This is a genomic window from Pseudomonas sp. B14(2022) (assembly GCF_012030485.1).
In the GTDB taxonomy this organism is placed as follows: Bacteria; Pseudomonadota; Gammaproteobacteria; order Pseudomonadales; family Pseudomonadaceae; genus Aquipseudomonas.
In genome coordinates this window covers 322,338-349,327 of the sequence record NZ_JAAUVM010000001.1, presented here as the reverse complement: position 1 = coordinate 349,327, position 26,990 = coordinate 322,338, and the positions used below count along the sequence as shown (strand labels likewise).

Annotated in this window: 25 protein-coding genes; 14 read left to right on the top strand and 11 right to left on the bottom strand. The window is 60.5% G+C overall.

From position 1 onward, the window contains the following. The first annotated feature begins 246 nt into the window (after positions 1-246). From HCF10_RS01705 to HCF10_RS01670, 8 genes are all read left to right on the top strand, one after another. A complete protein-coding gene (locus HCF10_RS01705) occupies positions 247-873 on the top strand; it encodes a DUF1120 domain-containing protein (protein WP_145335255.1) in 627 nt (208 codons plus the stop codon). A gap of 42 nt (positions 874-915) precedes the next feature. Then, positions 916-1,530 carry a DUF1120 domain-containing protein gene (locus HCF10_RS01700; protein WP_131698330.1) on the top strand — a complete coding sequence of 205 codons (615 nt, stop codon included), beginning with the start codon at positions 916-918 and terminating at the stop codon, positions 1,528-1,530. A gap of 31 nt (positions 1,531-1,561) precedes the next feature. Next, a complete protein-coding gene (locus HCF10_RS01695; RefSeq protein ID WP_131698331.1) occupies positions 1,562-2,182 on the top strand; it encodes a DUF1120 domain-containing protein in 621 nt (206 codons plus the stop codon). An 89-nt stretch (positions 2,183-2,271) separates the two neighbouring features. After that, positions 2,272-2,898, top strand: a complete 627-nt coding sequence (locus HCF10_RS01690) for a DUF1120 domain-containing protein (protein ID WP_145335256.1) — start codon at positions 2,272-2,274, stop codon at positions 2,896-2,898. Between the two features lie 32 nt (positions 2,899-2,930). Further along, the gene (locus HCF10_RS01685) at positions 2,931-3,635 is read left to right on the top strand and encodes a fimbria/pilus chaperone family protein (protein ID WP_145335258.1); all 705 of its coding nucleotides are present in this window, start codon (positions 2,931-2,933) and stop codon (positions 3,633-3,635) included. Between the two features lie 79 nt (positions 3,636-3,714). Continuing rightward, positions 3,715-6,147, top strand: coding sequence for a fimbria/pilus outer membrane usher protein (locus HCF10_RS01680; RefSeq protein ID WP_337782107.1), 2,433 nt, complete (start codon positions 3,715-3,717; stop codon positions 6,145-6,147). Positions 6,148-6,158: 11 nt separating this feature from the next. Continuing rightward, complete coding sequence (locus tag HCF10_RS01675) at positions 6,159-7,298, top strand: DUF1120 domain-containing protein (RefSeq protein WP_131698334.1); 1,140 nt, start codon at positions 6,159-6,161, stop codon at positions 7,296-7,298. 17 nt (positions 7,299-7,315) lie between these two features. Next, positions 7,316-7,963, top strand: a complete 648-nt coding sequence (locus tag HCF10_RS01670) for a DUF1120 domain-containing protein (protein WP_131698335.1) — start codon at positions 7,316-7,318, stop codon at positions 7,961-7,963. On the opposite strand, the gene HCF10_RS01665 is transcribed toward HCF10_RS01670, so the two are convergent. From HCF10_RS01665 to HCF10_RS01640, 6 genes are all read right to left on the bottom strand, one after another. Then, a complete protein-coding gene (locus tag HCF10_RS01665) occupies positions 7,960-9,225 on the bottom strand; it encodes a CynX/NimT family MFS transporter (protein ID WP_131698336.1) in 1,266 nt (421 codons plus the stop codon). The genes HCF10_RS01670 and HCF10_RS01665 overlap by 4 nt on opposite strands. Further along, positions 9,215-9,874 carry a FadR/GntR family transcriptional regulator gene (locus HCF10_RS01660; RefSeq protein WP_167654760.1) on the bottom strand — a complete coding sequence of 220 codons (660 nt, stop codon included), beginning with the start codon at positions 9,872-9,874 and terminating at the stop codon, positions 9,215-9,217. The genes HCF10_RS01665 and HCF10_RS01660 overlap by 11 nt, the downstream gene beginning before the upstream one ends. 260 nt (positions 9,875-10,134) lie before the next feature. Next, positions 10,135-10,899, bottom strand: a complete 765-nt coding sequence (locus tag HCF10_RS01655; RefSeq protein WP_003171943.1) for an amino acid ABC transporter ATP-binding protein — start codon at positions 10,897-10,899, stop codon at positions 10,135-10,137. An 11-nt stretch (positions 10,900-10,910) separates the two neighbouring features. Next, on the bottom strand, positions 10,911-12,008 hold the full coding sequence (locus tag HCF10_RS01650; RefSeq protein ID WP_131698338.1) for an amino acid ABC transporter permease: 1,098 nt from the start codon (positions 12,006-12,008) through the stop codon (positions 10,911-10,913). A 10-nt stretch (positions 12,009-12,018) separates the two neighbouring features. Beyond that, positions 12,019-13,200: an amino acid ABC transporter permease gene (locus tag HCF10_RS01645; protein ID WP_131698339.1), complete on the bottom strand. Its 1,182-nt coding sequence runs from the start codon at positions 13,198-13,200 to the stop codon at positions 12,019-12,021. 72 nt (positions 13,201-13,272) lie between these two features. Then, positions 13,273-14,304: an amino acid ABC transporter substrate-binding protein gene (locus HCF10_RS01640; RefSeq protein ID WP_131698340.1), complete on the bottom strand. Its 1,032-nt coding sequence runs from the start codon at positions 14,302-14,304 to the stop codon at positions 13,273-13,275. Positions 14,305-14,649: 345 nt separating this feature from the next. Between HCF10_RS01640 and HCF10_RS01635 the strand changes: the two genes are divergently transcribed. Further along, positions 14,650-15,306, top strand: coding sequence for an alpha/beta hydrolase (locus HCF10_RS01635; RefSeq protein WP_167654759.1), 657 nt, complete (start codon positions 14,650-14,652; stop codon positions 15,304-15,306). 95 nt (positions 15,307-15,401) lie between these two features. After that, positions 15,402-16,865 carry an ATP-dependent RNA helicase RhlB gene (rhlB, locus tag HCF10_RS01630; RefSeq protein WP_167654877.1) on the top strand — a complete coding sequence of 488 codons (1,464 nt, stop codon included), beginning with the start codon at positions 15,402-15,404 and terminating at the stop codon, positions 16,863-16,865. A gap of 130 nt (positions 16,866-16,995) precedes the next feature. Here rhlB and moaE read toward each other — a convergent pair whose 3' ends face one another. The 5 genes from moaE to HCF10_RS01605 all read right to left on the bottom strand — a co-directional run bounded on the left by moaE (position 16,996) and on the right by HCF10_RS01605 (position 21,115). After that, positions 16,996-17,445: a molybdopterin synthase catalytic subunit MoaE gene (gene moaE, locus HCF10_RS01625; protein WP_145335269.1), complete on the bottom strand. Its 450-nt coding sequence runs from the start codon at positions 17,443-17,445 to the stop codon at positions 16,996-16,998. 2 nt (positions 17,446-17,447) lie between these two features. Then, positions 17,448-17,690: a molybdopterin converting factor subunit 1 gene (gene moaD / locus HCF10_RS01620; RefSeq protein ID WP_131698344.1), complete on the bottom strand. Its 243-nt coding sequence runs from the start codon at positions 17,688-17,690 to the stop codon at positions 17,448-17,450. Further along, positions 17,687-18,160 (bottom strand): cyclic pyranopterin monophosphate synthase MoaC, encoded by a 474-nt coding sequence (moaC, locus tag HCF10_RS01615; protein WP_131698345.1) that lies wholly within the window; start codon positions 18,158-18,160, stop codon positions 17,687-17,689. The genes moaD and moaC overlap by 4 nt, the downstream gene beginning before the upstream one ends. Positions 18,161-18,248: 88 nt before the next feature. Beyond that, positions 18,249-19,643, bottom strand: coding sequence for a PhoH family protein (locus tag HCF10_RS01610; RefSeq protein WP_131698346.1), 1,395 nt, complete (start codon positions 19,641-19,643; stop codon positions 18,249-18,251). A gap of 347 nt (positions 19,644-19,990) precedes the next feature. Next, entirely contained in the window at positions 19,991-21,115 is a 1,125-nt protein-coding gene (locus tag HCF10_RS01605) for a polysaccharide deacetylase family protein (RefSeq protein WP_145335271.1), read from the bottom strand. A gap of 119 nt (positions 21,116-21,234) precedes the next feature. Here HCF10_RS01605 and yaaA point away from each other — a divergent pair, with 119 nt between their 5' ends. The 4 genes from yaaA to HCF10_RS01585 all read left to right on the top strand — a co-directional run bounded on the left by yaaA (position 21,235) and on the right by HCF10_RS01585 (position 26,989). Continuing rightward, on the top strand, positions 21,235-22,014 hold the full coding sequence (gene yaaA / locus HCF10_RS01600) for a peroxide stress protein YaaA (RefSeq protein WP_131698348.1): 780 nt from the start codon (positions 21,235-21,237) through the stop codon (positions 22,012-22,014). Between the two features lie 888 nt (positions 22,015-22,902). Then, positions 22,903-24,219: a nucleotide sugar dehydrogenase gene (locus tag HCF10_RS01595; RefSeq protein ID WP_131698349.1), complete on the top strand. Its 1,317-nt coding sequence runs from the start codon at positions 22,903-22,905 to the stop codon at positions 24,217-24,219. Positions 24,220-24,302: 83 nt separating this feature from the next. Further along, on the top strand, positions 24,303-25,784 hold the full coding sequence (alg8, locus tag HCF10_RS01590) for a mannuronan synthase (protein WP_167654758.1): 1,482 nt from the start codon (positions 24,303-24,305) through the stop codon (positions 25,782-25,784). Positions 25,785-25,822: 38 nt separating this feature from the next. Next, positions 25,823-26,989, top strand: coding sequence for an alginate biosynthesis protein Alg44 (locus tag HCF10_RS01585; protein ID WP_131698351.1), 1,167 nt, complete (start codon positions 25,823-25,825; stop codon positions 26,987-26,989). Position 26,990: the final 1 nt, after the last annotated feature.

The following is a 26,990-nucleotide window of genomic DNA, read 5'->3' as shown; positions in this document are numbered from 1 at the left end:
ACTAAGAACATAAATTCCCACGAACTAACGCCCAAATACCTGTTACTTCGATTGTCGTAATAGTTGTATTTCCCCCATCCCGCCCCCCGGCTAAATTGCCGCCACCCCGCAAAGAGGGAATGGTCTCGCTGACTTAAGCGGCCCTGACCAAATACAACCCGCCGCCTTGCTCGCCGCCTTCGCCGAAAGACCGGACGATGCCGTGCGCGCGCTTTATCAGCCAGCCCTGTAGTGGAACGTATAGAAATGAGCAAGTCCCTAATCCTGTTGAGCGCCGCCCTGTTGCTCACCAGTGCTACATCCACCTTTGCCGCCAGCAGCGTGGACCTGACCGTCAAGGGCCTGATCACTCCAAGCGCCTGCACCCTCACACTGCCGGGTACGGTCGACTTCGGGAAGATCTCGGCCAAAGACTTGAATCAGGACGGAACGACACGACTTGAAGACAAAACCCTTCAGTTGACGGTGAACTGCGAGGCCCAGACTCTGTTTGCGATCAATCCAGTCGATAACCGGGCCGGGACATCGTCCAACAGCAACATCGCAGGCTACGGGCTGGGACTGATCAACGGCACGGAAAAACTCGGCTTGTATGTCGTGATCGTGCGTAACCCGGTCGCCGATATCCCGTCCGATATGCTGCAATTTCGCGACGGCGCATGGCGGATGCAATGGGACGATGACTACGTCGAGCCGAACCGATTGATTGCATTCGGCAGCTTCGTTCCGGATGTCGGTTACTTGCCCCACCCCCTCGAAAATGCCTCCGTGGAAGTCTTGTTCAACACCTGGATCGCCCCGGCAAACACCCTGACCCTGACCGACGAAGTCGCTCTGGACGGCTCGGCGACCCTGGAAGTGAAGTACCTGTAACCCGACGATCCGTTGAACCCTCCTGACAAGGAAACCATGCCTATGAACGCTCTAGCCTCACGGCTCATGCTGATGCTGCTGTTCACTCCGCCAGCGTTTGCCGCCAGCACCACCGACCTGACTGTCAAAGGCAGCATCACCCCCAGTGCCTGTGCCCCCCTGGTCTCCGGTGGCGGTGTGATCGAATTCGGGAAGATGTCGGCCAAGTCGCTCAATGCAGAGCAACACACCGTGCTGCCCAACCAAAGCATGCAATTGAGTGTGCGCTGCGAAGGGCCGACATTTTTCACCCTCAATACCATTGATAACCGCACTGGCTCGTCGGCCAACCACGATCATTGGCATGGCCTGGGTATGACGCCAAACGATGAAAAGCTCGGCGGCACCGCCTTTCACCTGTACACACCGGTGGCGGATGGCATTGCCGCAACCATCATTACTTCAAGCGATGGCGGTGTGACTTGGGAGCCGACCAATCAGCTCAATCACATGAAACTGACGGCCGTGGCAATCGGCGATCAGCGGCTGCCTATCGCCGTTCGGGACTTTGACGCCGAGATCCGCCTGTATACCCATGTCGCCCCTGCCGACACCTTGACCCTGCTGGACGAAGTCCCCATCGACGGGCACGCCACGGTCCAGCTCAAGTACTTGTAACCACCCTCTTAGCGAAAGGAGTTCGATCACCATGAAGATACTGCTCAGTACCGTCGCCACCAGCCTGATGCTGCTGACCTGCGCTTCCACCTATGCGGCCTCCACCGTAGACCTGACGGTCAAGGGCCTGATCGTGCCCAGTGCCTGCACACCCAACCTGACCAGCGGCGGGGTCATCGACCACGGCAAGATTTCCGCCAAAGACCTGCGCCCGGATAACGCCACGCACATCGGGACTCACGTCATGACCATGGCGGTAACCTGCGATGCACCGATTCAATTTGCCCTGCACTCCGTCGACAACCGTGCCGGGTCATCGATATCCACCTCCGACTACGGCCTGGGCCTGATCAACGGCACCCAGAAACTCGGCTGGTTTCAACTGACGCTGCGCAATGCCGTCGCCGACGGTACGCCGATGCAAACCATTGCCTCCGGGGACGGTGGCAATACCTGGTACAGCGAAAAACTCTGGGACGCAGGCTTGTATATGTCGGTCGCCACGATGGATGACGCCACACAGCCAGCCTCGGTCAAGGAACTGGTGACGGAGCTGGTGGTGGATACCTCTATTGCCCGCACCGATGGCCTGGATCTGAGCAACGAGGTCACCCTCGACGGTTCGGCCACCCTTGAAGTGAAGTACCTGTAAGCCCACGGGCGCCCATGCCTGGCGTGATTCGCAGGCCTGGGCGTGTTTTTCGTATCGCCCGCATTCACCTCGACACGTGGCGCCTTCCCATGAACACGCTCCCTCGCCTGCCGGCGGTTTTGCTCTTGCTGGCAACCACTCATCCGGTCTTCGCTGCATCCGCTGTCGACCTCACCGTAACCGGCCGCCTGACCCCGGATGCCTGTCACGTCACGCTGTCAGACGAGGGTACGGTCGACCACGGGAAAATCCCCTCCCATACGCTCAACGCCAGCGAGTTCACAGCCCTGCCCAGCCGCGTGCTGGAGCTGAATGTGCAGTGCAGCCGACCAATGCTGTTCACCTTGGTGGGGCTTGATAACCGAGTGGAGTCTTCACTGGCGCCCGGATCGTTCTACGGCCTGGGCAAAAACCCCCACGCCCCGCAGGAGCGCCTGGGATCCGTGGCAGTGTCTTATCAAAACCCGGTAGGCGACGCGCAGTCCCTACAGGTGCTGGCCTCCAACGATAGTGGTGAAACCTGGGCCCCGGAGCCCAATGCCTACCCCAAAGCCTACATGGGCTTTGCGCCGCTCGGTGATCGCCAGCCCGACTTTATCGGCCAACTGCGCGCTCAGTTGCGCATCGACACCGCTATCAACTTTGCCCAGTACCTGACCCTGAATCAGGAAGTCCCCCTCGATGGCTCCATCGTGCTGGATCTTCGTTACCTCTGATTTTTCACACAGCCCCAATGGAAAACCCCGTCATGACGACGACATTGTTCAACACCGCCACCTGCCTCTTGGCCCTGACGCTGCTGCTTGCCACGGGTGCACAGGCTGACGGCATGGTCCCGGACACCTCCGTCGTGATCGTTCACGAAGCCGAGGGTGAAGCCGCTGTGTCGGTCACTAACACCGATAGCCAACTGGCCCTGCTCCACGTCACGCTGGAAGACATTCCCGAAGACCCCGAGCCGCTGCTGGTGGTGACTCCGCCGCTGTCGCGGGTGGAGCCGTCCAAATCGCAACTGGTGCGTTTCATTTTGCAAAGCCCCCAACCGCTGCACACCCAACGGCTCAAGCGCGTGATTTTCGAAGGCATGCCCCAAGGCCGATCGGCGACCGAAGCCGGACACGCGCGGGTCGGCGTGACGGTACGTCAGAACCTGCCCGTCATCATTCACCCCAAAGGGCTCGCCCCCAACCGCACGCCCTGGACCGGCCTGACCTGGTCACTCAACGGCGGCACGTTGCAGGTGCGTAACGACACCCCTTATGTGGTGCGACTGGCCCAGGAACTACGCCTGTTGCCTGGCAATGGTCGAGCGATGTTGCCGCGCACCTATGTGTTGCCCGGGGAACACCTGAGCATTGCAGCCACCGGCGGTGCGGCCAGTACAGTCCGGTTGCAGCCGGCAACGGTCTATGGCTTTGCCGTAGGCGCTTATGAAGCGCCCCTCACCTTCTGACGAAAACTCCGGGCGTCCAGGCGCCTGTATCACGAAGTGACGGCTCACTGACCGTCACCACACCCTTCGAGTGCCTTTCGTGAAAACAGTATTGAGTTACCGTGACGGCGAAGCCCTGCCCGACAGGCCACCCCGTTTTGCACTGCCGACGATACTGTTGGCGTGCGCACTGCTGCCCACCAAGGCCTGGGCGGATGAACGACCGAGCTTTGATGCCACCACCTTGCACCAACGTGGAATTGATCCGACGCTCGCCAACCTGCTGCTGGACGCCCCGCGTTTTGCCGCAGGACGGCATGCCGTGAGCCTGCTGGTCAATGGCCAGCGCCGCGGGCGACTGGAGGTCGGCTTTGATCAAGACGGTGCCTTGTGTTTCGACCGTGCGTTGCTGGATCTCGCCAACCTGATCATTCCCGACGACAGCGAGCGCTGCCACGCCTTTCTCGACCAGTACCCGCAAACCCTGGTGGAACCGGACCCCGCCACGCTCACGGTGTCGCTGGTGGTACCGACTGAAGCGCTACGACCGCTGCAGCAGGACGTCTCAGGGTACGAAACCGGTGGTTTTGCCGGCCTGCTCAATTACGACCTCACCGGTTTTTATAACCGCTTCGGTGACGACAACAGCCGGTTCGGTTCGGCCAATACCGAGGTAGGGTTCAACGCCGGCGACTGGGTCGTACGCAGCCGCCAGGTACAGACCTGGCAGGATGGCCTCTCGCGCAGTACGCACCTGGAGGCCTATGCCCAGCGTACCTTCGCCAGCCATCAGGCGGTGCTGCAAGCGGGGCAAATCAACCTCTACAACCCGGTGTTGTCAGGGGCGCAGATCACCGGGGTCCAGGTCCTCACCGAACAGGCCCTTCAAGAGCAAGGCCAGGGCGCGACCATCGACGGTATCGCCAACAGCCCGGCGCAAGTCGAGGTGCGACAGAACGGTGCGTTGATTCATTCCACGGTGGTTCCGGCCGGGCCGTTTTCGCTGACCGATGTACGGCGCCTGAACTCACGCTCTGACGTCGAAGTCACGGTCAAGGAAAGCAGCGGTGGCGAGCGCCGCTTTACCGTACCGGCGGCCATGCTCGGCGTTGGGATGGCGGCGCCCGGGTACTCGATGGCGGCGGGACGGGTGCGCAATATCGGCGACGGCCAAGGCGACGAGCCTTGGGTGGTCAGCGCGGGCTGGACCGGTGCCGTGCACCCGCAGCTGTCCTTGGGCAGCGGTGTGCTGGCGTCCAGCGAATACCGGGCTGCGGGTGTGAGCCTGGGCTGGCTGCCATGGTTGGACAGCCAGGTCCAACTGTCCACCCAGGTTGCCGATACCCAGGCACCGCACGCCGTACGTGGCGTGCAAACCGACCTGTCATGGTCCCAGCGCTTGAATGATCAATGGTCGTTCAGCGCCGCCAACTCCTGGCGTTCACCGGGTTATCGCGAGCTGGAGGAAGCGACCTACGAGCCTGAATCTACCCAGCAACGACGCTCCCGTTATCGCGACCAACAAAGCGCCACGCTGGGCTGGTCCCACCCATGGCTGGGCGCATTCAGTGCCGGGGTTTCGCGCTCCAGCAATTTTGACGGCAACACCAGCAGCCGCGGCCTGGCGTCGTGGGGCACGAACGTCGGCGGTGTATCGCTGTCGGCGAGTGCCGAATGGCAGATGGGCGGACGCCAGCAGCAGGACAATGCCGTCTACCTGAATGTCAGCCTGCCCCTGGGCGAGAGCCGTCGAGTGCGAGCCTGGGTACGCAACTCGGGCGGCGAACATCGCACCGGTGTGGGGTTGAATGAACAGATCGACGATCAACTGAGCTACCGCGTCAGCGCCGAACATGACACCCGTGACCAACAGGTGGAGACCACCCTCGGTCTTTCGGCACTGCCCCGCTACAGCCAACTCGACTTCAGCTACAGCCGCGCCGATGCCGAACGCTCAAGCTATCAAGGCAGTGCCCGAGGCGGCGTGGTGCTGCATGGCGCTGGGGTGACGTTGTCGCCGTATCCGGTGCGTGACACCTTCGCCCTGGTCTCGGTGGGCGAGATGAGCGGCGTAAAACTGAGTACCCCCAGCGGCCCGGTCTGGACCGATTGGCAAGGCCAGGCCGTGGTTCCCCACGTGAGCGCCTATGGCCGCAGCCCGGTTGAAGTACAGCCCCGTTCACTGCCGCGCAATGCCGATATCAACAACGGCCTGGCGATGATCTCGGCCGGGCGTGGTGCAGTGGATCGGGTTGATTTTGCCGTGACATTGACTCGCCGGGTGTTGCTCACCGTACGCACCGAACACGGTGCACTGCTGCCCCGTGGTGCCTCCGTCAGTACCGATGCGGGCGAGTTCGTGACCCTGGTCCAGGACAGTGGCCAAGTGTTTCTACCCAACGTCCTGGAGCAATCAGGGTTGTGGGTCAGCGCGCCGGGATTGACGCGCTGCCGACTGCAGTTCGAGTTACCGCCCAAGGGCGACCCCCTGGTGTATTTCGAAACCGCGCCCGCACGCTGCACCCCTTCATGAGGAAGATCGCCATGCCCTTTATCCGCGCCCCATGGCTGACGGCCGTCTTGATGACCGTCAGTCTCGTCGGCACCGCCTTGGCCGACGACGAGTGCCAGTTGAACATCAGCGAACCTTTGCTGGACTTCGGCCTGATGAAGCGCCTCGCACAAAACGACAGCGCCCCCCAACGCCTGCTCGGCGAGCGCCGCTTGAGCCTGAACCTCAACTGCCCGGAAACGACGGACATGAGTGTGTTCTATCGGGCCCTGGCGGCAGACGCACAACGCCTGCAATTTACCGAGCACGGCAGTTATGCAATTGAAGTCAGCGATGGCGTGCTGGATGGCCGGGCGGTTGAGCTGGGGTTGCTGCAGGCCGCCGCGCAGCCGCCCGCCGCCATCGGTAGCGCAGTGAATTGGCGCCCGGGCTATGGCGTGGCGCCGGTGCAAGGCGGGGCCGTGCTACGGGGTAAACACCTGTCCTTGCAACTGAGCCTCAGCGCCTGGGCGGACATGGCGGCCACCCATGTCCGCGAGGCCACCACGTGGGAAGTGTCCGGAACATTCGACGCCCACCAGAGCGGTCGCTATCGGGAGTTGACCCTGCGCGCCCACTTTGCGCCCGCCGCCTGCACACCGCAGCTGTCCAACGGCGGCCTGGTGGATTACGGCACGCTGCTGGCCAAGGACCTGAGCGCCACCCACGAAAACCCGCTGCCCACCCGCCCGCTGCAATTTTCCGTCGGCTGTGATGGGCCGGCACGCTTCGCCTTGCGCATGCACGACAACCGCGACGGCTCGGCCACGGGCGGCACCGATGAAACCGCTTATGGATTGGACCGGGATAACAGCCAGAACAAGATCGGCCGCTTCTACGTGAACATTGACCCGGCAGACTTTGTCGCCGATGCCTACGGCACGCTCTATCGCACCGACTCCACCAGCAATGGCACGGCCTGGAGCAGCGCAAGTGCCAGACAGATCCCTATCGCCGCCAACAGCTATATGGGCTTTACCGACAAGTCCGGCAGCACCCAGGGGCCCGTTGCGATCCAACACCTCACCGGCACCCTGCGCATCAAGGCTTACCTGGCCCCCCTGCAATCGCTGGACCTGCGCCAAGTGGTGCAGATCAATGGTTCCGGCACTCTCGAAATCATCTACCTCTAGCCTGTGGAGCTTCCCTCGTGAACACGTACTGCCTGAGTTTTTCTGCCCTGCTGCTGTGCTCAGCCCAGCCAGCGCTGGCCGCTTCCTCCGTGGACCTTAACGTCAAAGGCCGGATCACGCCGACCGCCTGCACACCGCTGCTGTCCAGTGGCGGGGTGATCGACTACGGCAAGCTGTCCCAACAAGACCTCAACGTCGACAAGGGCACACGCCTGCCGGTCAAGCAGCTGCAAGTCAGTATCGGTTGCAACGCGCCGAGTCGCTTCGCCCTGCGCATGCGCGACAATCGCGACGGCACGGCCACGGTCAACAGCGAGATTTACTATGGGCTGGGGCTGGACAAAAGCGGCAACCGCATCGGTCTCTATTCCTTGAGTTTCGACCCTCGCCAGACCCAGGTCGACACCACCGCGCCGGTCTACGGGACCGAATCCACCACCGGTGGCATAGCCTGGCGCACGGCCGACCTCAACACGATCGACATAGGTGCCAACAGTTACCTGGGCTTCACCGACACGGCCGGCAGCACAACCGGCCCGTCAGCGATCCGGGAGCTGATCAGCACGGTCAAGGTCGAAACCGTGATCAACGCCACGAAGAACCTGGACCTGAGCAGCGACACCTTGCTCGACGGCTCGGCGACGCTGGAGGTGGTGTATCTCTAGCGTTTCTCGCTGCTGACCTGCACATACAGCGCCCGCCCTGCGCCCAGCCCGGCGATGATCGCACCCACGCCGATCACCGCGAAGATCCAGCCAATGGCCGACCAACCGCCGGTCCAGTCGTGCACCAGGCCCACCGCGAATGGACCGACGGACGCGAGGGTGTAACCGAAGCCCTGGGCCATGCTCGACAGGTTGGCGGCCACATGGGAATCACGCGAGCGCAGCACGATCAAGGTCAGCGCCAGGCTGAACGTGCCGCCCTGCCCCAGGCCGAGCAGAATGGCCCAGCCCCACAGACCGTCCAGCGGTGCATACAGGCAACCGAACAATCCAACCAGGGTGAACAGCATCACCACCACAATCGCCAGGCGCTGGTCCTTGCCGCGCGTGGCAAGCCACGGTGCGGCCAGGGAACTGAACAACTGCATGATGATGGAGCCGGACAACGCCAAACCGGCTTCGGTGGCACTCAGGCCACGACCGATCAAAATCGACGGCAGCCAGCCAAACACGATGTACGACAGGGACGATTGCAGACCCATGTACAGGGTGACCTGCCAGGCCAACGGGTCACGCAACAGGCCCTTCACTCGGTAGGCGACCTGGTGGGCGCCGTGTTTCTGGCCGACCTGCGGTAACCAGAACAACGCTGCCACCAACGCCGGCAGAATCCAGAAGCCCAGGCCAATGGTCCAGCGGTCGCCGAAGTAATGACTCAGCGGCACCGTGGCGCCAGCGGCCAACGCTGCGCCCAGACACAGGGCCATGGTGTACACACCGGTCATGGCGCCGGCGTGTCTGGCGAAATCGCGCTTGATGATGCCCGGCAGCAATACGCCGATGATGCCGATGCTCGCACCGGCAATCAGGCTGCCGGCGAACAACCCCACTTCGCCAAACGAACTGCGCAGGATGATGCCGGCGGCCAGGCTCAGCAAAATTCCCAACACCACTCGCTCGGCGCCAAACCGCCGGGCCAGGATCGGGGCCATGGGCGCGAACAAGCCGAGGCACAACACCGGCAAGGTGGTCAGCAAACCGGCCTTGGCCGCCGACAATCCCAGGCTGCTGGAAACCTCGGCCAGCAACGGCGCCACGCTCGACAACGCCGGGCGCAGGTTCAACGCCACCAGGATCAGGCCCAGCAGCAACAGCCAAGGGCGGCTTACCAGCGGGTGACTGGCTTGCACCACTTCGTCATCGGCTTCGGCGTCGATCAACAGCTCTTCCAACTCGGTCGTACGTTTGGTTTCAGGGTTCATTGATCAACTGCCGGCAAAGGGATTTGGCGCGTTCCGCGTCCTGGTGTTCCACGGCTTCGAGCAGGGCGATATGCAGGTCGAACACCGCCTGGCGGCGCGGCGAAATGTTCAGGGTCTGGCGCAACTGGGCGCCGACGATGGCGGAAAAGTACTGGTACAGCTCGCTCAATGCCGGGTTGTGCGCGGCGTCCACCAGGCGTTTGTGGAACTCCAGGTCGGCGCTGATATAGGCCTCCAGGTCACCGTGGTACAGCACCGCGCTGGCTTTGAGTGCCTCGTGCAAACCCGTGAGGTCGGCTTCGGTACGGCGCAACGCCGCGAGCCCGATGGCCTCCACTTCCAGGATCTGCCGCGTCTCCTGCGCCTGCTCCAGGCTGCAGTGAGATAACGCGCGCATGGCTCCCAGCGGGTCGGTCATGGAGCGCAGGTAACTGCCGTCGCCCTGGCGGATCTCGATCAACCCGGAGAACGCCAACACACGCATGGCTTCGCGCACGGTGTTGCGGCTGATGCCCAGCTCGGCGGCCAGCTCCGGCTCGGTGGGCAGACGTTCGCCGACGGCCCACCTGCCTTCGCTGATGCGCCAGCGCAATTGCTCAAGGGCCTGGTCCACCAGGGAGCGTTTGATCAGGGGAGCGATGTCAGACATGGGATGCAGGCTTTCGTCCAATCATAGGATGAATTTTCCTACAGCCTATTCAGAGTTGCCTACAAAGGCAACGCACTAGGGTTCTTAGGCTGGAAAAGGAGCAGTATTTTCGATTGGTACAATTACCCTTAGAGGGTAATTATTCAGCGCAGGTGTCTTATGGAAAAGTACACACCTCATTACGATCTGGCGGTGATCAAGGCCTCCTGAACAGACAAAAATAAACCCGGCCAGGCCGGGTTTATTTTTTCAAGCATCTATCAATGCAGGATCTGGCTCAAGAACAGCTTGGTCCGGTCATTCTGCGGGTTGTCGAAGAAGTCATTCGGCGCCGCCTGTTCGACGATCTCGCCCTTGTCCATGAAGATCACGCGGTTGGCCACGGTGCGGGCGAAGCCCATTTCGTGGGTCACGCACAACATGGTCATGCCGTCTTCGGCCAGGCCGATCATGGTGTCGAGTACTTCCTTGACCATTTCCGGGTCGAGGGCCGAGGTCGGCTCGTCGAACAGCATGATTTTCGGCTTCATGCACAGGGCACGGGCAATCGCCACACGCTGTTGCTGGCCGCCGGACAGTTGCCCCGGAAACTTGTGGGCCTGCTCCGGGATGCGCACACGCTCCAGGTAGTGCATGGCGATTTCCTCGGCCTTGCGCTTGGGCATCTTGCGCACCCACATCGGCGCCAGCGTGCAGTTCTGCAGGATGGTCAGGTGCGGGAACAGGTTGAAGTGCTGGAACACCATGCCGACTTCGCGGCGAATCGCTTCGATCTGCTTGAGGTCGTTGGTCAGCTCCACGCCATCGACCACGATGCGGCCCTGCTGGTGCTCTTCCAGACGGTTGAGGCAGCGAATGGTGGTGGACTTGCCCGAACCCGACGGGCCGCACAGCACGATACGCTCGCCCTGCTTGACGTTGAGGTTGATGTCTTTCAACACGTGGAACTGGCCGTACCACTTGTTGACGCCCTGCATCTGGATAATGCCTTCAGGGCTCACAGGCTGTTTGATCGCTTCGCTCATAACATCAACTCCTAACGCTTGTGGCCTGTGTCGAGCTTGTGTTCCAAATGAATGGAATAGCGCGACATACCAAAACAGAAAATCCAGAACACCAAGGCGGCAAACACATAGCCTTCGGTGGCCATGCCCAACCATTTAGGGTCGGCGGCGGCTTGCTTGACGCTGTTGAGCAGGTCGAACAAACCGATGATGATCACCAGGCTGGTGTCCTTGAACAACGCGATAAACGTGTTGACGATGCCCGGGATTACCATCTTCAGGGCTTGCGGCAGAATCACCAGGCCCATGCTGCGCCAGTAACCCAGGCCCATCGCCGCGGCCGCTTCGTACTGACCTTTAGGAATCGCCTGCAAGCCACCGCGCACCACTTCGGCCACGTAGGCCGACTGGAACAGGATCACGCCGATCAACGCCCGCAGCAGCTTGTCGATGCCCATGCCTTCAGGCAGGAACAACGGCAGCATCACCGAGGACATGAACAGCACGGTGATCAACGGCACGCCGCGCCAGAACTCGATAAACGTCACGCAGACCACACGAATCGCCGGCATGTTCGAACGCCGTCCCAGCGCCAGCACAATACCCAGTGGCAAGGCACCGGCGATGCCGACGGTGGCGATGACCAGGGTCAGCATCAGGCCGCCCCATTGGCTGGTGGCCACGTTGGTCAAGCCGAAGATCCCGCCGTGCAGCAGGAAAAACGCGATGATCGGGTACAACACCAGGAAGCCCAGGCCGTAAATCGCCTTGCGCGGGAAACGCGAGATGAACAACGGTGCCACGCCGACAATGGCCAGCCACACGGTCAGGTCTACACGCCAGCGCAGATCGCCGGGGTAGTAGCCGTACATGAACTGCCCGAAGCGCTGTTGGATAAACACCCAGCACGCGCCCTCTTTAGTGCAATCGGCGCGAGTAGTGCCGACCCAGTTGGCATCGAGGATGGCCCAATGCAGGATCGGCGGCACCACCAGGTAGATCAGGTAAAACGCCAACAGCGTCAGCAGGGTATTGAGCCAACTGGAAAACAGGTTGGCACGCATCCAGGCCATCGGTCCGAAGACTTTACTCGGCGGCGGCATATCAGGTTTGAAAGTATGCGAACTCATGTGCGTTTCCTCACCGCTCGATCAGCGCAATGCGCTTGTTGTACCAGTTCATCAGCAGGGAAATGCTGATGCTGATCGCCAGGTACACGCTCATGGTGATGGCAATAACCTCGATGGCCTGGCCGGTCTGGTTGAGCACCGTGCCGGCAAACAGCGAAACCATTTCCGGGTAACCAATACCGGCGGCCAGCGACGAGTTCTTCGCCAGGTTCAGGTACTGGCTGGTCAGCGGCGGAATGATCACCCGCAGGGCTTGCGGGATGATGACCTTGCGCAGCGTCGGCCCAGGACGCAGGCCCAGGGAACGCGCAGCTTCGGTCTGGCCGTGGCTGACGGACTTGATGCCCGAACGCACGATCTCGGCGATAAACGCTGCCGTGTACACGGTAAGCGCCAGGGTCAGCGCCAGCAGTTCAGGGATCAGTACCCAGCCGCCGACAAAGTTGAAGCCTTGCAGCTTGGGCATTTCCCAGTGCAGCGGCGCGCCGAAGATCAAGGCACACAACGCTGGGATCACGATAAACAGCGCCAGGCCCGCCCAGAACTTATGGAAGGGTACGCCGGTCGCTTCAAAGCGCTTGTTGGCCCAACGCGCCATCAGCACGATTGCCACGATGGCAACCACGATGCTGGCCACAAACGGCCAGAACCCGTCAGCGGCCAGCGCTGCCGGCATGTTCAGGCCACGGCTGCTGACAAAGAAGGTGTCGTCGAAGTTATGGCTGTTGCGTGGCCCCGGCATGGTCAGGAACACCGCGAAGTACCAGAACAGGATCTGCAGCAGCGGCGGAATGTTGCGGAACACTTCCACATACACGGTCGCCAGCTTGTTGATCATCCAGTTCGGGGACAGACGTGCCACACCGATGATGAAGCCGAGCAGCGTCGCCAGGACCACCCCGATCACGGTCACCAGCAAGGTGTTGAGCAAGCCGATGACAAAGACGCGGGCATAGCTGTCCGATTCGGTGTAGTCGATCAGATGCTGCGCGATGCCGAAGCCGGCACTGCGCTCAAGAAAGTCGAAACCCGAGGTAATGCCCCGGTGCTGAAGGTTGGTCTGGGTATTGTCGAAGAGGTACCAGCCCAGCGAGATCACCGCCACAATCGTGATGATCTGGAAGAGCCACGCACGCACTTTGGGATCGCTGAAGCTGAGCTTCTGCTTTGGTGCGCCGATTTGATTTTGCATGAAGTGCCCCGGAGAGAATGGAACAGAACATCACCCGGCGGTTGGCCCACCGGGTGACAGAACCATCAGCGATCAGCGCACAGGTGGTGCGTATTGAATGCCGCCGTTGTTCCACAGCGCGTTCAGGCCACGGTCGATTTCCAGCGGGGTGCTCTTGCCCAGGTTGCGCTCGAACACTTCACCGTAGTTACCGACTTGCTTGACGATCTGTACGACCCAATCTTTCTTCACTTTCAGGTCTTTGCCGTATTCGCCGTCAGCACCGAGCAGACGTGCAACGTCCGGGTTCTTGGTGGACTTGGCTTCAGCTTCAACGTTTTTGGAAGTGATGCCAGCTTCTTCAGCGTTGAGCATGGCGTAGCCAACCCAGCGCACGATGGCCAGCCACTCGTCGTCGCCATTACGCACGACCGGGCCCAGTGGCTCCTTGGAGATGGTTTCCGGCAGAACCACGTAGTCCTTCGGCGCGGCCAGCTTGCTGCGCTGGGCGAACAGTTGGGACTTGTCGGAGGTCAGTACGTCGCAACGACCGGATTCCAGCGATTTGGCGCTTTCATCGGAGGTGTCGAAGGTGATCGGGGTGTACTTGAGGTTGTTGCCGCGGAAGTAGTCGGAAACGTTCAGCTCGGTGGTAGTACCGGCCTGGATGCAGATGGTTGCACCGTCCAGTTCCTTGGCACTTTTGACGCCCAGCTTACTGTTAACCAGGAAGCCGATGCCGTCGTAGTAAGTGATGAAGCCTGGGAATTTCAGGCCCATACCCGCATCGCGGGAGCTGGTCATGGTGGTGTTACGCGACAGGATGTCGACTTCGCCGGACTGAAGCGCGGTGAAACGCTCCTTGGCGTTCAACTGGCTGAATTTGACCTTGGTGGCGTCGCCAAAAACGGCAGCGGCCACGGCACGGCAAACGTCAGCATCGATCCCGAGGATCTTGCCGCTGGCATCCGGTACCGAGAAACCCGGCAAGCCGTCACTCACGCCACATTGCACAAAACCTTTCTTCTGCACGGCGTCCAGCGTAGCGCCAGCCTGGGCGAAACCACTGACACCCAGTACAGCCGCCGCAGAAACGATGGCCAGGGTGGATTTCAATACCTTCATTCAAACCTCCAGTTGCTCTTGTTGTGTCGAAGCTCCAACCTCAGCGCACCCTTATGAGGCGATATCGACCCGTGTTGGCTTTTTTTGGGGTCAAGCGGCATGAGGCTTTCGCGGAAATTCCAGCTGCTATCCCGAAAGCGGCAGTCACTGATAGTGTTACCGTCTCAGGAAAGTTCTGACATCGCCCTACACATAGCAAGGCGCGTACCAGAACGGCGGCTGAGTCGTTTCAGCCCCTAGTCAATGGAAAAAGATTCACCCTTGCGACATTCTCTTAACAGATCAACCTGTCGCGCACCGTTCCGACGCACCCAATCGGAGCGCACGCACATATATGGAGCAGACATGACCGAACCCTTGATTCTTCAGCCCGCCAAGCCCGCAGACGCCTGCGTAATCTGGTTGCATGGCCTGGGTGCCGATCGCTACGACTTCCTGCCGGTGGCCGAGGCGCTGCAGGAAAGCTTGCTGTCCACCCGCTTTGTATTGCCCCAGGCACCGACCCGCCCAGTGACGATCAACGGCGGCTACGAGATGCCCAGTTGGTACGACATCAAGGCCATGAGCCCGGCGCGCTCAATCAGCCTGGAAGAGCTGGAAGTGTCGGCAAAAATGGTGACCGATCTGATCGAAGCACAGAAGAGAACCGGAATAGACGCTTCGCGGATTTTCCTCGCGGGCTTTTCCCAAGGTGGGGCCGTGGTATTCCACACCGCGTTCCTGAATTGGGAGGGGCCATTGGGCGGCGTAATCGCCCTCTCCACCTACGCGCCCACCTTCAGTGACGAGCTCGAATTGTCGGCCAGCCAGCAACGCATTCCCACCCTGTGCCTGCATGGTCAGTACGACGAGGTAGTACAGAACGCCATGGGCCGCAGCGCCTACGAGCATCTGAAAACCCGTGGTGTCACCGTGACATGGCAGGAATACCCAATGGCCCACGAAGTGTTACCGCAGGAGATACACGATATAGGGACTTGGTTGACCGCTCGCCTGGGCTGAAACCCACGTTTATGTAGCCGTATGACAGACGCACTACGCCGCGCCCGATTCTTGCATTACACTGGCCGGCGTACATTCCTTAACCAATTAATGAGATCACCGTGCTCAAAGCACTCAAGAAAATGTTCGGCAAAAGCGAGGCTGAGCCGCTCGCGCCTGTTCCCAGTGCTCCTGTCCCCTCCTCCGGCAGCCGCAATGACGGTCAACAGCCAGGCCGGACTGCACCTGTCGCCCAGCCAAAGACGCCGACGGTGACACCGCCCGAACAGGCAAAACCTGAGACGCAAGCCGCCCCCGCCCCCAAGCCTCGCCGGGAACGCGCCCCCAAACCGCCGGTGATCCCGTGGAAACTCGAAGACTTCGTCGTCGAGCCTCAGGAAGGCAAAACCCGCTTCCACGATTTCAAACTGGCCCCGGAACTGATGCACGCCATCCAGGACCTGGGGTTCCCATACTGCACGCCGATCCAGGCGCAGGTATTGGGCTTCACCCTGGCCGGCAAAGACGCCATCGGCCGCGCCCAGACCGGTACCGGCAAGACCGCCGCGTTCCTGATCTCGATCATCACCCAGTTGCTGCAAACGCCGCCGCCGAAAGAGCGCTACATGGGTGAACCGCGCGCGCTGATCATCGCGCCTACCCGTGAACTGGTGGTACAGATCGCCAAGGACGCCGCTGACCTGACCAAGTACACCGGCCTCAACGTGATGACGTTCGTGGGCGGCATGGACTTCGACAAGCAGCTCAAGCACCTCGAAGCCCGCCACTGCGACATCCTGGTCGCCACCCCCGGCCGCCTGCTGGACTTCAACCAGCGCGGTGATGTGCACCTGGACATGGTCGAAGTGATGGTGCTGGACGAAGCCGACCGCATGCTCGACATGGGTTTCATCCCACAAGTGCGCCAGATCATTCGTCAGACGCCACCAAAGGCAGAGCGCCAGACCCTGCTGTTCTCCGCGACCTTCACCGAAGACGTGATGAACCTCGCCAAGCAGTGGACCACCGAGCCGTCCATCGTCGAAATCGAGGCGCTGAACGTCGCCAGCGAAAATGTCGAACAGCACATCTATGCCGTGGCCGGTGCCGACAAGTACAAGCTGCTCTATAACCTGGTCAACGACAACGGCTGGGAGCGCGTGATGGTGTTCGCCAACCGCAAGGACGAAGTGCGCCGCATCGAAGAACGCCTGGTGCGCGATGGCGTCAACGCCGCGCAACTGTCCGGCGACGTGCCGCAACACAAACGCATCAAGACCCTGGAAGGCTTCCGCGAAGGCAAGATTCGCGTGCTGGTGGCCACCGACGTGGCCGGGCGCGGGATTCACATCGACGGCATCAGCCACGTGATCAACTTCACCCTGCCGGAAGTGCCGGACGACTATGTGCACCGTATTGGCCGCACCGGCCGGGCGGGCGCAGCGGGTGTGTCGATCAGCTTTGCCGGGGAAGATGACTCGTATCAGTTGCCGTCGATCGAGACCTTGCTGGGGCGCAAGATCAGCTGCGAGACACCGCCGACGCACTTGCTGCGGGCTGTAGAACGCAAACGCCCGTAAAGCTTAAATGCGATAAAAATGTGGGAGGTGGCTTACTCCCGATGGCAGTGGATCATTCAACAGAGATGTTGAATGTGCCACTGCCATCGGGAGTAAGCCACCTCCCACATTTGGTTCTGTGTTCGGCTGGCTATTTCCAGCGATCCGCTGCAGCGTGGTCGCTGTCCCGACCTTCCACCCAACGCGCACCTTCGCTGGTGTTCTCCTTCTTCCAGAACGGCGCACGGGTTTTCAGGTAATCCATCACAAACGCACAGGCATCAAACGCGGCCTGGCGATGGGCACTGGCGGCGGCCACGAACACAATCGGCTCACCCGGCTCCAGCGCACCGATACGATGCAGCACTTCGAGCTTGAGCAGCGGCCAGCGTTGTTCGGCTTCGACGCCGATCTTGGCCAGGGCTTTTTCAGTCATGCCCGGATAGTGTTCGAGGAACATCCCGGACACATCTCGGCCCTCGTTGAAATCGCGCACATAGCCGACAAAACTCACCACCGCGCCCACGCCCACATTCGCGGCGTGCATCGCGTTGACCTCGGCACCGGGGTCAAACGGTTCGACCTGTACACGGATGGCCATGTTCAGCCTCCGGTCACGGGCGGGAAGAACGCAACTTCATCACCGGCCTGCAACGGCTCATCGAGACCGCACAACTCCTGGTTGCGAGCACACATCAAGCTGGTTTCGTTGAGCACTTCAAAGCCCGGATCAGCGGCCAGCGCCTGGCGCACGGCGTCGACAGTGGCGAAGTCGCCCTCCATCTCAAGTGAATCCAGGCCTATTTTTTCGCTGTAACGCGCGAAAAACAGTACGTTGATGCTCATTGTTCATCCGCCTTGAAATGCCCGCTTTTACCGCCGAGCTTTTCCAGCAGGCGAATGGTTTCGATGGTCATGCCGCGATCCACGGCCTTGCACATGTCGTAGATGGTCAGCGCGGCGACACTGGCCGCCGTCAACGCCTCCATCTCCACGCCGGTCTGCCCGGACAGCTTGCAGCGCGCGACGATGTGCACCGAGTCTGCGCCCTCGGCACTCAGTTCGACCTTGACCCCGGTCAACATCAGCGGGTGACACAGGGGGATCAAATCACTGGTTTTTTTCGCCGCCTGGATCCCGGCAATGCGGGCCACGGCAAACACGTCGCCCTTGGGATGGGCGCCGTCGACAATCATTTGCAGGGTTTCGGGCAGCATGCGCACCCGCGCTTCGGCCACCGCCTCCCGGAACGTCACGGACTTGTCGGTGACGTCGACCATATGGGCGCGACCTTGGGAATCGAGATGAGTCAGCACAGGGATACTCCTGATCAGGAGCAGCGATTGTAAACCCAATGCATAAGAAATGTGGGAGGGAGCAAGCCCCCTCCCACACTGACCGCGTTTACAAATGCGATTCGGCGTATTCAGCCAGAATCGAGCGAGGTACCCCTTGCAGCGCAATGTGCACGCCGTTCGGGAAATCCTTGAAGCGTTCCGTCAGGTAAGTCAGCCCGGAGCTGGTCGCGGACAGGTAAGGGGTGTCGATCTGTGCCAGGTTGCCCAGGCACACCACTTTGGAACCGGCACCGGCACGGGTGATGATGGTTTTCATCTGGTGCGGGGTCAGGTTCTGGCATTCATCGATCAAAATCAGGCTTTGCTGGAAGCTGCGACCTCGGATGTAGTTGAGGGATTTGAACTGCAACGGCACTTTGCTGAGGATGTAGTCGACGCTGCCATGGGTGTTTTCGTCATCCATGTGCAAGGCTTCGAGGTTGTCGGTGATCGCCCCCAGCCACGGCTCCATTTTTTCCGCCTCGGTGCCGGGCAGGAAGCCGATTTCCTGGTCCAGGCCCTGCACGGAGCGGGTGGCGATGATGCGGCGATAGCGCTTGGTCACCATGGTCTGCTCAATGGCGGCGGCCAGGGCGAGGATGGTTTTACCGGAACCGGCAGCACCCGTCAGGTTGACCAGGTGGATGTCCGGGTCGAGCAGCGCATACAGCGCCAGGCTCTGGTAGATGTCACGCGGTTTCAGGCCCCAGGCTTCCTGGTGCAACAGGGGTTCCTGATGCAGGTCGAGGATCAGCAGCTTGTCGACCTGGATCTCTTTGATCCAGCCCACGAAGCCCTGCTCGTCGACGATGAATTCATTGATATGCACGGCCGGCAGGTTGTCGATCAACTGTACCTGGTGCCAGGTGCGGCCGTGGTCCTGACGGGTCTCGACCTTGCTGACACGGTCCCAGAACGAGCCGGTCATCATGTGATAACCACGGGACAGCATCGACACGTCATCGACCAGTTGGTCGGTACTGTAGTCCTCGGCGGCGATCCCACACGCTCGTGCCTTGAGGCGCATATTGATGTCTTTGGTCACCAGCACCACGCGCAGGTCCTTGTCACGAGCGTGCAGGTCGATCAATTGGTTGATGATTTTGTTGTCGTTGAGGTTTTCCGGCAGCAGGCTGTTGGGCTCGCTGCGCTTGCTCATCAGGATCGACAGCAAGCCCTTGGGCCCGCTTTTGCCGCGCTGGATCGGCACACCGACTTCAACGTCGTCGGGTGACGCTTCGCCCAGGGTCTTGTCGATCAGGCGGATTGCCTGGCGGCATTCGGCAGCAACGCTGTGGTGGCCGCTTTTGAGTTTATCGAGCTCCTCAAGCACGATCATCGGGATGGCGACGTGGTGTTCTTCGAAGTTAAGCAGTGCGTTTGGATCGTGGATCAATACATTGGTATCAAGCACATAAAGGATTGGCTGGTCGGAAGAAGGGGTGCGTCCATGATCATCCATACTCGGTCACCTTTGTGGGAGCCAGTCGACGCAATACCACGACAGTGCTGCGCCTCGATTCGACCACCGACTGCACCTGAGTGACGTCAAGCGCAGTGCCCACATGAGGAGTCTTGGAAGACGCCACCTGTGTTGCAGGTTTCGGCGATCTGACTTCGTAATACCGCAAAACCCATGACAGGAAAAAGCACTTTGACGCTTTTTTGAAGTTTATTTTTCAGGATGACGAATAGCACTAGCCGAGTGCCCGATGCACCGTTAAAGTCGGAAGTCCGCCTGCATCGAAATGTCGCACAAAATTGCCCCAAAAATGCCTCTCGCCCAACAGGGCCGGGCACTTCATCTTTTTAACGAAATGCCTCCCGGCAGTCCTGCCAACCCAGCCCACTTTGCGCCGTTGCCTGCAGCAACATCGGCAGTGCCACCCGCGCCTTGTCCTGGGTGTCGTGAAACACAATCACGCCTTTGCGCCACAACAGCATCAACGTCAGCACCCGCTGCGCCGACTCATCGGCCTTGAGCTTGCCCGGCTCGTCCTGGGAATCGATGTCCCATAACGCCACCTGCAAGCCCTGCGACTGGAAAAACCCCTGGCTGTCCGCGCGACGTTGCCCGTAAGGCGGGCGGAACAGCGGCACGTAGTTTTCCGGCATCAGGTTCTGCACCAACTGCGCGCTGCGGGTGATGGAGCCTTGCCAGTCCACCCAATGGCTGTGGGAACGGTACTGCCAGCCCTGGGTGCCGACGCACTGCCCCTGGTACAACGCCTCCACCTCCGCGGCGGAACTGCGCTCCACACGGGTTTGCAGGCTGCTGCCGAGGGCAAAGAAGGTGGCGTTCATCTTCTGCTTGCGCAGGTAGTCGGCGACCCAGTCGGTATTGCCGCCGACCGGCGCCGGTCCGCCGTCGAAGGTCAGCAGGAAGAGGCGGTCGTTGAACTCGTCGCCATTGCGTTCATGCTCGCCAAAGCGCGCAACTTCGCTGCTGATCTGCGGAAACAGCGCGGCCTTGCGCAGCAGTTCGTCCAGATAGCGCTCATGGAAGGCATGGCTGGGGGCTGCCCAGCCTATATAGAAAGAGTCTTCGCTGATCGCCAACTTGCCGGCCTGCTCGCGCAGGTCGTCCATGCTCTCCACCAGGTAGCAGAACGAGGCGTCGACTTCGCAGCTCTGCTGGGCAAAGGTGTAGTTCTCCAGCAGGCGCTGCCAAAGCTCGCGGCGCAGGTCGTCGATGGCCGCCAGGTTGATGATCTTCAAGCCCAGGCGCTGCTTGAGTGCGGCTTCGTCCAGGGATTCACTGGCCAGCAGGCTGTGGGCGAACATCAGGATTTCCGCACGCGAAGCCACATCGAACAGCGCCGGGCTGCTGAGTTTTTCCGGCCAGGTACCACGATCCAGACTGGCTACATCCACCGGCGCCGCCTGGGCATTCAGGCACAGCAGGCAAGCCGACAACAAAAGCGCTATTCGCACACAGGGTCTCCCTCTCCAGAGTCACCGGCCATCATAGCGGATCGCGCCTATCGCCATCATAGGTGGAGTCAAAACGCCCGAGCCCCTAGAATCCCCGCACGATTACAGGAGACGACTTCATGCTGATGGTGATTTCCCCCGCCAAAACCCTCGATTTCGAGACCCCAGCGGTGACCCAGCGCTTTACCCAGCCGCAGTACCTGGACCATTCCCAGGTGCTGATCGAGCAACTGCGCGAACTGAGCCCGGCGCAGATCAGCGAATTGATGCACGTGTCCGACAAGATCGGCGGCCTCAACGCCGCCCGCTTCGGCAGCTGGACCCCGGCCTTCACCCCTGAGAATGCCAAGCAGGCCTTGCTGGCGTTCAAGGGCGACGTGTACACCGGCCTGAACGCCGAGACCTTCACCGATGCCGACTTCAGCTACGCCCAGGACCACCTGCGCATGCTCTCGGGCCTGTACGGCCTGCTGCGCCCCCTGGACCTGATGATGCCGTACCGCCTGGAGATGGGCACCAAACTCGCCAACGCCCGTGGCAAGGACCTGTACGCCTTCTGGGGCACGCGCATCAGCGAGTGGCTGAACGAAGCCCTGGCCGAACAAGGCGACGACGTACTGCTCAACCTGGCCTCCAACGAGTACTTCTCGGCGGTCAAGCGCACGGCCCTGAACGCGCGGATCATCAACACCGAGTTCAAGGACCTGAAGAACGGCCAGTACAAGATCATCAGCTTCTACGCAAAAAAGGCCCGAGGCATGATGAGCCGCTTCGTGATCGAAGAGCGCATCAACGATCCGGCCAAGCTCAAGCAGTTCGATGTGCAGGGTTACCGCTTCAATGCGGAGCAGTCCAAGCCGGACAATCTGGTGTTCTTGCGCGATCACGCACCGGAATAACGCCGTACCAGCCTCTTTCAGACAACGAAATCCAAATGTGGGAGGGGGCTTGCCCCCGATGGCAGTGCATCAGTCGATACATAGTCGACTGACACAACGCAATCGGGGGCAAGCCCCCTCCCACATTTTTGCCTGCATTCCACACCAAAAATCGTCACTTATTTGACGTCAAAAAATATACCGACACATCCCTAACAATTCTTTCACTCGACATTTCCAATTTTTTTTCGTAGTGGCACCACTTTTTAAAATCACTAGTGGCACAAAACTATCCCCGCACACCAACTACCTGTAACTACTGGCCCAAATAGCAAGTGCTATCAATATAGTACCAGTGCCATCTTTGCCTATATTTCAAGAAATTTCCGGAAACAGGATGAGCGGCCAGGAACTTCGTCCTAAAGCACCGCTCATACCACCGGTAACGAAATTCTCTGTTTCTGTAGGAGATGACTTACAAGGCGGACCAACGGAAGTAGCGAAGTTGTCATATTCAACTTTGACTCAGTGGTCACATTACCAACCGATTAGTTGAGAGCGGCGATAAGGATCCATTGCCACGAACTATAAGGCCAAGGCTGTGCTTACCCTAATGGGTCAGTGAGACACCCCAAGGCGTTGATATTTAAAGGCTTACAGCCTCTATCAAGGCCCTGCGGCACTGGCGCCAGACCCTTCTCCCAGGAAGGCTGGCTGCATTTCAGGGCAGGCCCCAATAACAAGGCCAAGTTGCGCACAACTTGAGTGCAATAGTTAGTCACTCGTTATTCAACATGCCTGTACGCGGCAAGTCGGCGTCTATTCGCCCAACTTTCGCGGCATTTGTGACGTTTGCAAACATGAACTCCGGCCATCTAATGGCATGATTTAAATACAGAGGTAATTGCGATGCGCATCAGCATATTTGGTTTGGGTTACGTTGGCGCAGTGTGTGCCGGTTGCCTGTCTGCCCGTGGCCACGAAGTGGTTGGCGTAGACATCTCCAAGGAAAAGATCGACCTGATCAACGCCGGCAAATCGCCGATCGTCGAGCCGGGTCTGGGCGAACTGTTGAGCCAGGGCATCGCAAACGGTCGACTGCGCGGCACCACCAACTTCGCCGAAGCCATCCGTGATACTGACCTATCGATGATTTGCGTCGGCACGCCGAGTAAGAAAAACGGCGACCTGGAACTCAACTACATCGAATCGGTATGCCGCGAGATCGGTTTTGTCCTGCGTGACAAGACCACCCGCCACACCATCGTGGTACGCAGCACCGTGTTGCCGGGCACCGTCGCCAACGTGGTGATCCCGATCCTCGAAGATTGCTCCGGCAAGAAAGCCGGCGTCGACTTCGGCGTTGCGGTCAACCCGGAATTCCTGCGCGAATCCACCGCCATCGCCGATTACGACCTGCCACCGATGACCGTCATCGGCGAATTCGACAAAGCCTCCGGCGATGTCCTGCAGTCGCTGTACGAAGAACTCGACGCACCGATCATCCGCAAGGACATCGCTGTGGCCGAGATGATCAAGTACACCTGCAACGTGTGGCACGCCACCAAGGTCACCTTCGCCAACGAGATCGGCAACATTGCCAAGGCAGTCGGCGTCGACGGTCGCGAAGTGATGGAAGTGGTCTGCCAGGACAAGACCCTCAACCTGTCCCAGTACTACATGCGCCCAGGCTTTGCGTTCGGCGGCTCCTGCCTGCCTAAAGACGTTCGCGCCTTGACCTACCGCGCCAGCTCCCTGGACGTGGAAGCGCCGCTGCTCAACTCGCTGATGCGCAGCAACGAATCCCAGGTGCAGAACGCCTTCGACATCGTTGCCGGCCACGACAAACGCAAAGTCGCCCTGCTGGGCCTGAGCTTCAAGGCCGGTACCGACGACCTGCGCGAAAGCCCGCTGGTAGAACTGGCCGAGATGCTGATCGGCAAGGGTTACGACCTGAGCATCTACGACAGCAACGTCGAGTACGCCCGTGTGCACGGCGCGAACAAGGACTACATCGAAGGCAAGATCCCCCACGTGTCGTCCCTGCTCAACTCGGACTTCGATGACGTGATCAACAACTCCGACGTGATCATCCTCGGCAACCGCGACGAGAAGTTCCGTTCCCTGGCGCAGAACGCACCGCACGGCAAGCAAGTGATCGACCTGGTGGGCTTCATGTCCAAGGCGACCTGCACGACCGGTCGTACCGAAGGCATTTGCTGGTAACAGCAACGGTAAGTTTCGAGCTGCAGGCGTATCAATCCCCAGCGCTTGCAGCTCGAAGCCTTCTTCACCTTCGGATGACGCTTATGTCCAAGTTAAAACACGTACTGCTCCACTCCGCCGGCTGGCTGTTCTTTCTGAGCCTGCTGATGGGTCTCGCCCTGCTGTTGCCGGCGAGTACGTTCGACTCCGAGTCGAAGAATTTTATTTTCCTGATTGGCGCCGTCGGTATCTGGCGCTACTCGATGGGTGCTACGCATTTCTTTCGCGGCATGCTGTTCCTGTACGTGGTCTACCCGCACCTGCGCCGTAAAGTACGCAAGTTGGGCAAGGCTGCGGACCCGTCCCACGTGTTCCTGATGGTCACCAGCTTCCGTATCGATGCGCTGACCACCGCGCAGGTCTACAGCTCGGTGATTCGCGAGGCCATCGAATGCGGCTTCCCGACCACCGTGGTCTGCTCGCTGGTGGAAATGTCCGATGAGCTGCTGGTCAAGAGCCTGTGGGAACGCATGAACCCGCCGGACCACGTCAAGCTCGACTTCGTGCGTATCGCCGGTACCGGCAAACGCGACGGCCTGGCCTTCGGTTTCCGCGCCATCTCCCGCCACCTGCCGGACGACCGCGCCGTGGTTGCGGTGATCGATGGCGACACCGTGCTTGCCGAAGGCGTGGTGCGCAAGACCGTGCCGTGGTTCCAGCTGTTCGGCAACGTCGGTGGCCTGACCACCAACGAATTCTGCGAAGTGCGCGGCGGCTACATCATGAGCGAGTGGCACAAACTGCGCTTCGCCCAACGCCACATCAACATGTGCTCCATGGCCCTGTCCAAGCGCGTACTGACCATGACCGGTCGCATGTCGGTGTTCCGTGCCAACGTCGTGACTGACCCGGGCTTTATCGCCGACGTGGAAAGCGACTCGCTGCAACACTGGCGCCTGGGCCGCTTCAAGTTCCTCACCGGTGATGACAAGTCCAGCTGGTTCAGCTTGATGCGCCTGGGCTACGACACCTTCTACGTGCCCGATGCCGCGATCCATACCGTGGAACACCCGCCGGAAAAGAGCTTTATCAAGGCCAGCCGCAAGCTGATGTTCCGCTGGTACGGCAACAACCTGCGCCAGAACTCTCGAGCCCTCGGCCTGGGTGTACGCCGCCTCGGCCTGTTCACCAGCATCGTGTTGTTCGACCAGCGCGTGTCGATGTGGACCTCCCTGCTCGGCCTGACCGTGGCAATCATCGCCACCTTCAAGTACGGCGGCGCGTTCATCCTCGCGTACCTGCTGTGGATCGGCATCACCCGCCTGATCCTCACCCTGCTGTTGTCGTGCTCCGGCCACAACATCGGCCCGGCTTACCCGGTGATTCTCTATTACAACCAGATCATGGGCGCGCTGGTGAAGATCTACGTGTTCTTCCGCCTTGATCAACAGTCCTGGACACGCCAGGACACCAAACTGACCCGCGATTTGGCCAGCTTTCAACGTTGGTTCAACACCTGGTCGTCTCGGACCATGACCTTCTCCGCCGGCAGCATCTTCGTTGCCGTGTTGCTGATGATGGTCTGACCCTGCCAAGCCTGAATTAACCAAGGAATTACACCGTCATGAACAGCCAAGTAAACGCCAACGTTGTCCACGAATCCGAAGCACAGCGCCAACATGCCCGGGTCAAAATCCCGGCCAAGCTGCGCTTTTTCAACACTGACCGCACCCAGACCGAAGCACGGGTCATCGACCTGTCCGCCGGCGGCCTGGCGTTCACTGCCACCCAGCCGTTGACCGTGGGTGAAGTGCACAAGGGTCGCCTGCAATTCGTCATCGATAACCTCGGCCTGGCCATGGATGTGGAGCTGCAGATCCGCTCCTACGACCGCCAGAGCGGCCGTACCGGTTGCCAGTTCCAGAACCTCGACGCCCAGGATATCTCCACCCTGCGCCACCTGATCACCTCGCACCTGTCGGGTGACATCGTGACCATGGGTGATGTGCTGGCGACCCTGCAACGCGATAACTTCACCAAGGCACGCAAGGTCAAGGACGGCGGCAGCAACATGAGCGCCTTTGGCCGCCTGCGCGCCGTGACGTTCAGCCTGGCGATCTTCCTGGTGGGTCTCGCAGCCTTCGGTTTCGTCTTCAAGTCGGTGTACGGCATGTACTTCGTCAGCCACGCCCAGGCGGGCCTGGTAAGCGTGCCTGGCATGAACGTGACCATGCCGCGCGACGGCACCGTGCAAAGCCTGCTCAAAGGTGACGCGGTGGCGGCCAAAGGTGCGCCACTGGCGACCTTCAGCACCAGCATGCTGGATGTGCTCAAGGGCCACCTGGACGAAGACCAGCTGCAACCGGCCAAGGTCGAAGAACTGTTCGGCAAGCAAATGACCGGCACCCTCACCTCGCCGTGCGATTGCGTGGTCGCCCAGCAACTGGTCGCCGACGGCCAGTACGCCAGCAAAGGCGACGTGATCTTCCAACTGGTGCCACGCGGCAGCCAGGCCAATGTGGAAGCACGCTTCTCCTATCGTCAGTTCGGTGACGTGCGCCCAGGCACCCCGGTGAGCTTCCAGGTGGCCGACGAAGAGCAGACCCGCACCGGCACCATCGTCAGCAGCACCAGCCTGAACAGCGCCGACCTGTCCTCCGACATCCGCGTACAGATCAAGCCTGACGCCCCGCTGGACAGCGCCTATGCCGGCCGCCCGGTGGAAGTGACCAGCGACCGTGGCCCATCCCTGAACTGGCTGATCGATAAAGCCATGGCTGCGGGTCTTTAAT

Coding starts and splice junctions, on each gene's coding strand:
- HCF10_RS01660 (WP_167654760.1), bottom strand. CDS start 9,874: ATGTCTGACATCGCTCCCCTGATCAAACGCTCCCTGGTGGACCAGGCC.
- HCF10_RS01640 (WP_131698340.1), bottom strand. CDS start 14,304: ATGAAGGTATTGAAATCCACCCTGGCCATCGTTTCTGCGGCGGCTGTA.
- HCF10_RS01585 (WP_131698351.1), top strand. CDS start 25,823: ATGAACAGCCAAGTAAACGCCAACGTTGTCCACGAATCCGAAGCACAG.
- HCF10_RS01635 (WP_167654759.1), top strand. CDS start 14,650: ATGACCGAACCCTTGATTCTTCAGCCCGCCAAGCCCGCAGACGCCTGC.
- alg8 (WP_167654758.1), top strand. CDS start 24,303: ATGTCCAAGTTAAAACACGTACTGCTCCACTCCGCCGGCTGGCTGTTC.
- HCF10_RS01695 (WP_131698331.1), top strand. CDS start 1,562: ATGAAGATACTGCTCAGTACCGTCGCCACCAGCCTGATGCTGCTGACC.
- HCF10_RS01645 (WP_131698339.1), bottom strand. CDS start 13,200: ATGCAAAATCAAATCGGCGCACCAAAGCAGAAGCTCAGCTTCAGCGAT.
- HCF10_RS01690 (WP_145335256.1), top strand. CDS start 2,272: ATGAACACGCTCCCTCGCCTGCCGGCGGTTTTGCTCTTGCTGGCAACC.
- moaE (WP_145335269.1), bottom strand. CDS start 17,445: ATGGCCATCCGTGTACAGGTCGAACCGTTTGACCCCGGTGCCGAGGTC.
- HCF10_RS01700 (WP_131698330.1), top strand. CDS start 916: ATGAACGCTCTAGCCTCACGGCTCATGCTGATGCTGCTGTTCACTCCG.
- HCF10_RS01610 (WP_131698346.1), bottom strand. CDS start 19,643: ATGGATGATCATGGACGCACCCCTTCTTCCGACCAGCCAATCCTTTAT.
- HCF10_RS01650 (WP_131698338.1), bottom strand. CDS start 12,008: ATGAGTTCGCATACTTTCAAACCTGATATGCCGCCGCCGAGTAAAGTC.
- HCF10_RS01595 (WP_131698349.1), top strand. CDS start 22,903: ATGCGCATCAGCATATTTGGTTTGGGTTACGTTGGCGCAGTGTGTGCC.
- moaD (WP_131698344.1), bottom strand. CDS start 17,690: ATGAGCATCAACGTACTGTTTTTCGCGCGTTACAGCGAAAAAATAGGC.
- yaaA (WP_131698348.1), top strand. CDS start 21,235: ATGCTGATGGTGATTTCCCCCGCCAAAACCCTCGATTTCGAGACCCCA.
- HCF10_RS01705 (WP_145335255.1), top strand. CDS start 247: ATGAGCAAGTCCCTAATCCTGTTGAGCGCCGCCCTGTTGCTCACCAGT.
- HCF10_RS01675 (WP_131698334.1), top strand. CDS start 6,159: ATGCCCTTTATCCGCGCCCCATGGCTGACGGCCGTCTTGATGACCGTC.
- HCF10_RS01685 (WP_145335258.1), top strand. CDS start 2,931: ATGACGACGACATTGTTCAACACCGCCACCTGCCTCTTGGCCCTGACG.
- HCF10_RS01665 (WP_131698336.1), bottom strand. CDS start 9,225: ATGAACCCTGAAACCAAACGTACGACCGAGTTGGAAGAGCTGTTGATC.
- HCF10_RS01655 (WP_003171943.1), bottom strand. CDS start 10,899: ATGAGCGAAGCGATCAAACAGCCTGTGAGCCCTGAAGGCATTATCCAG.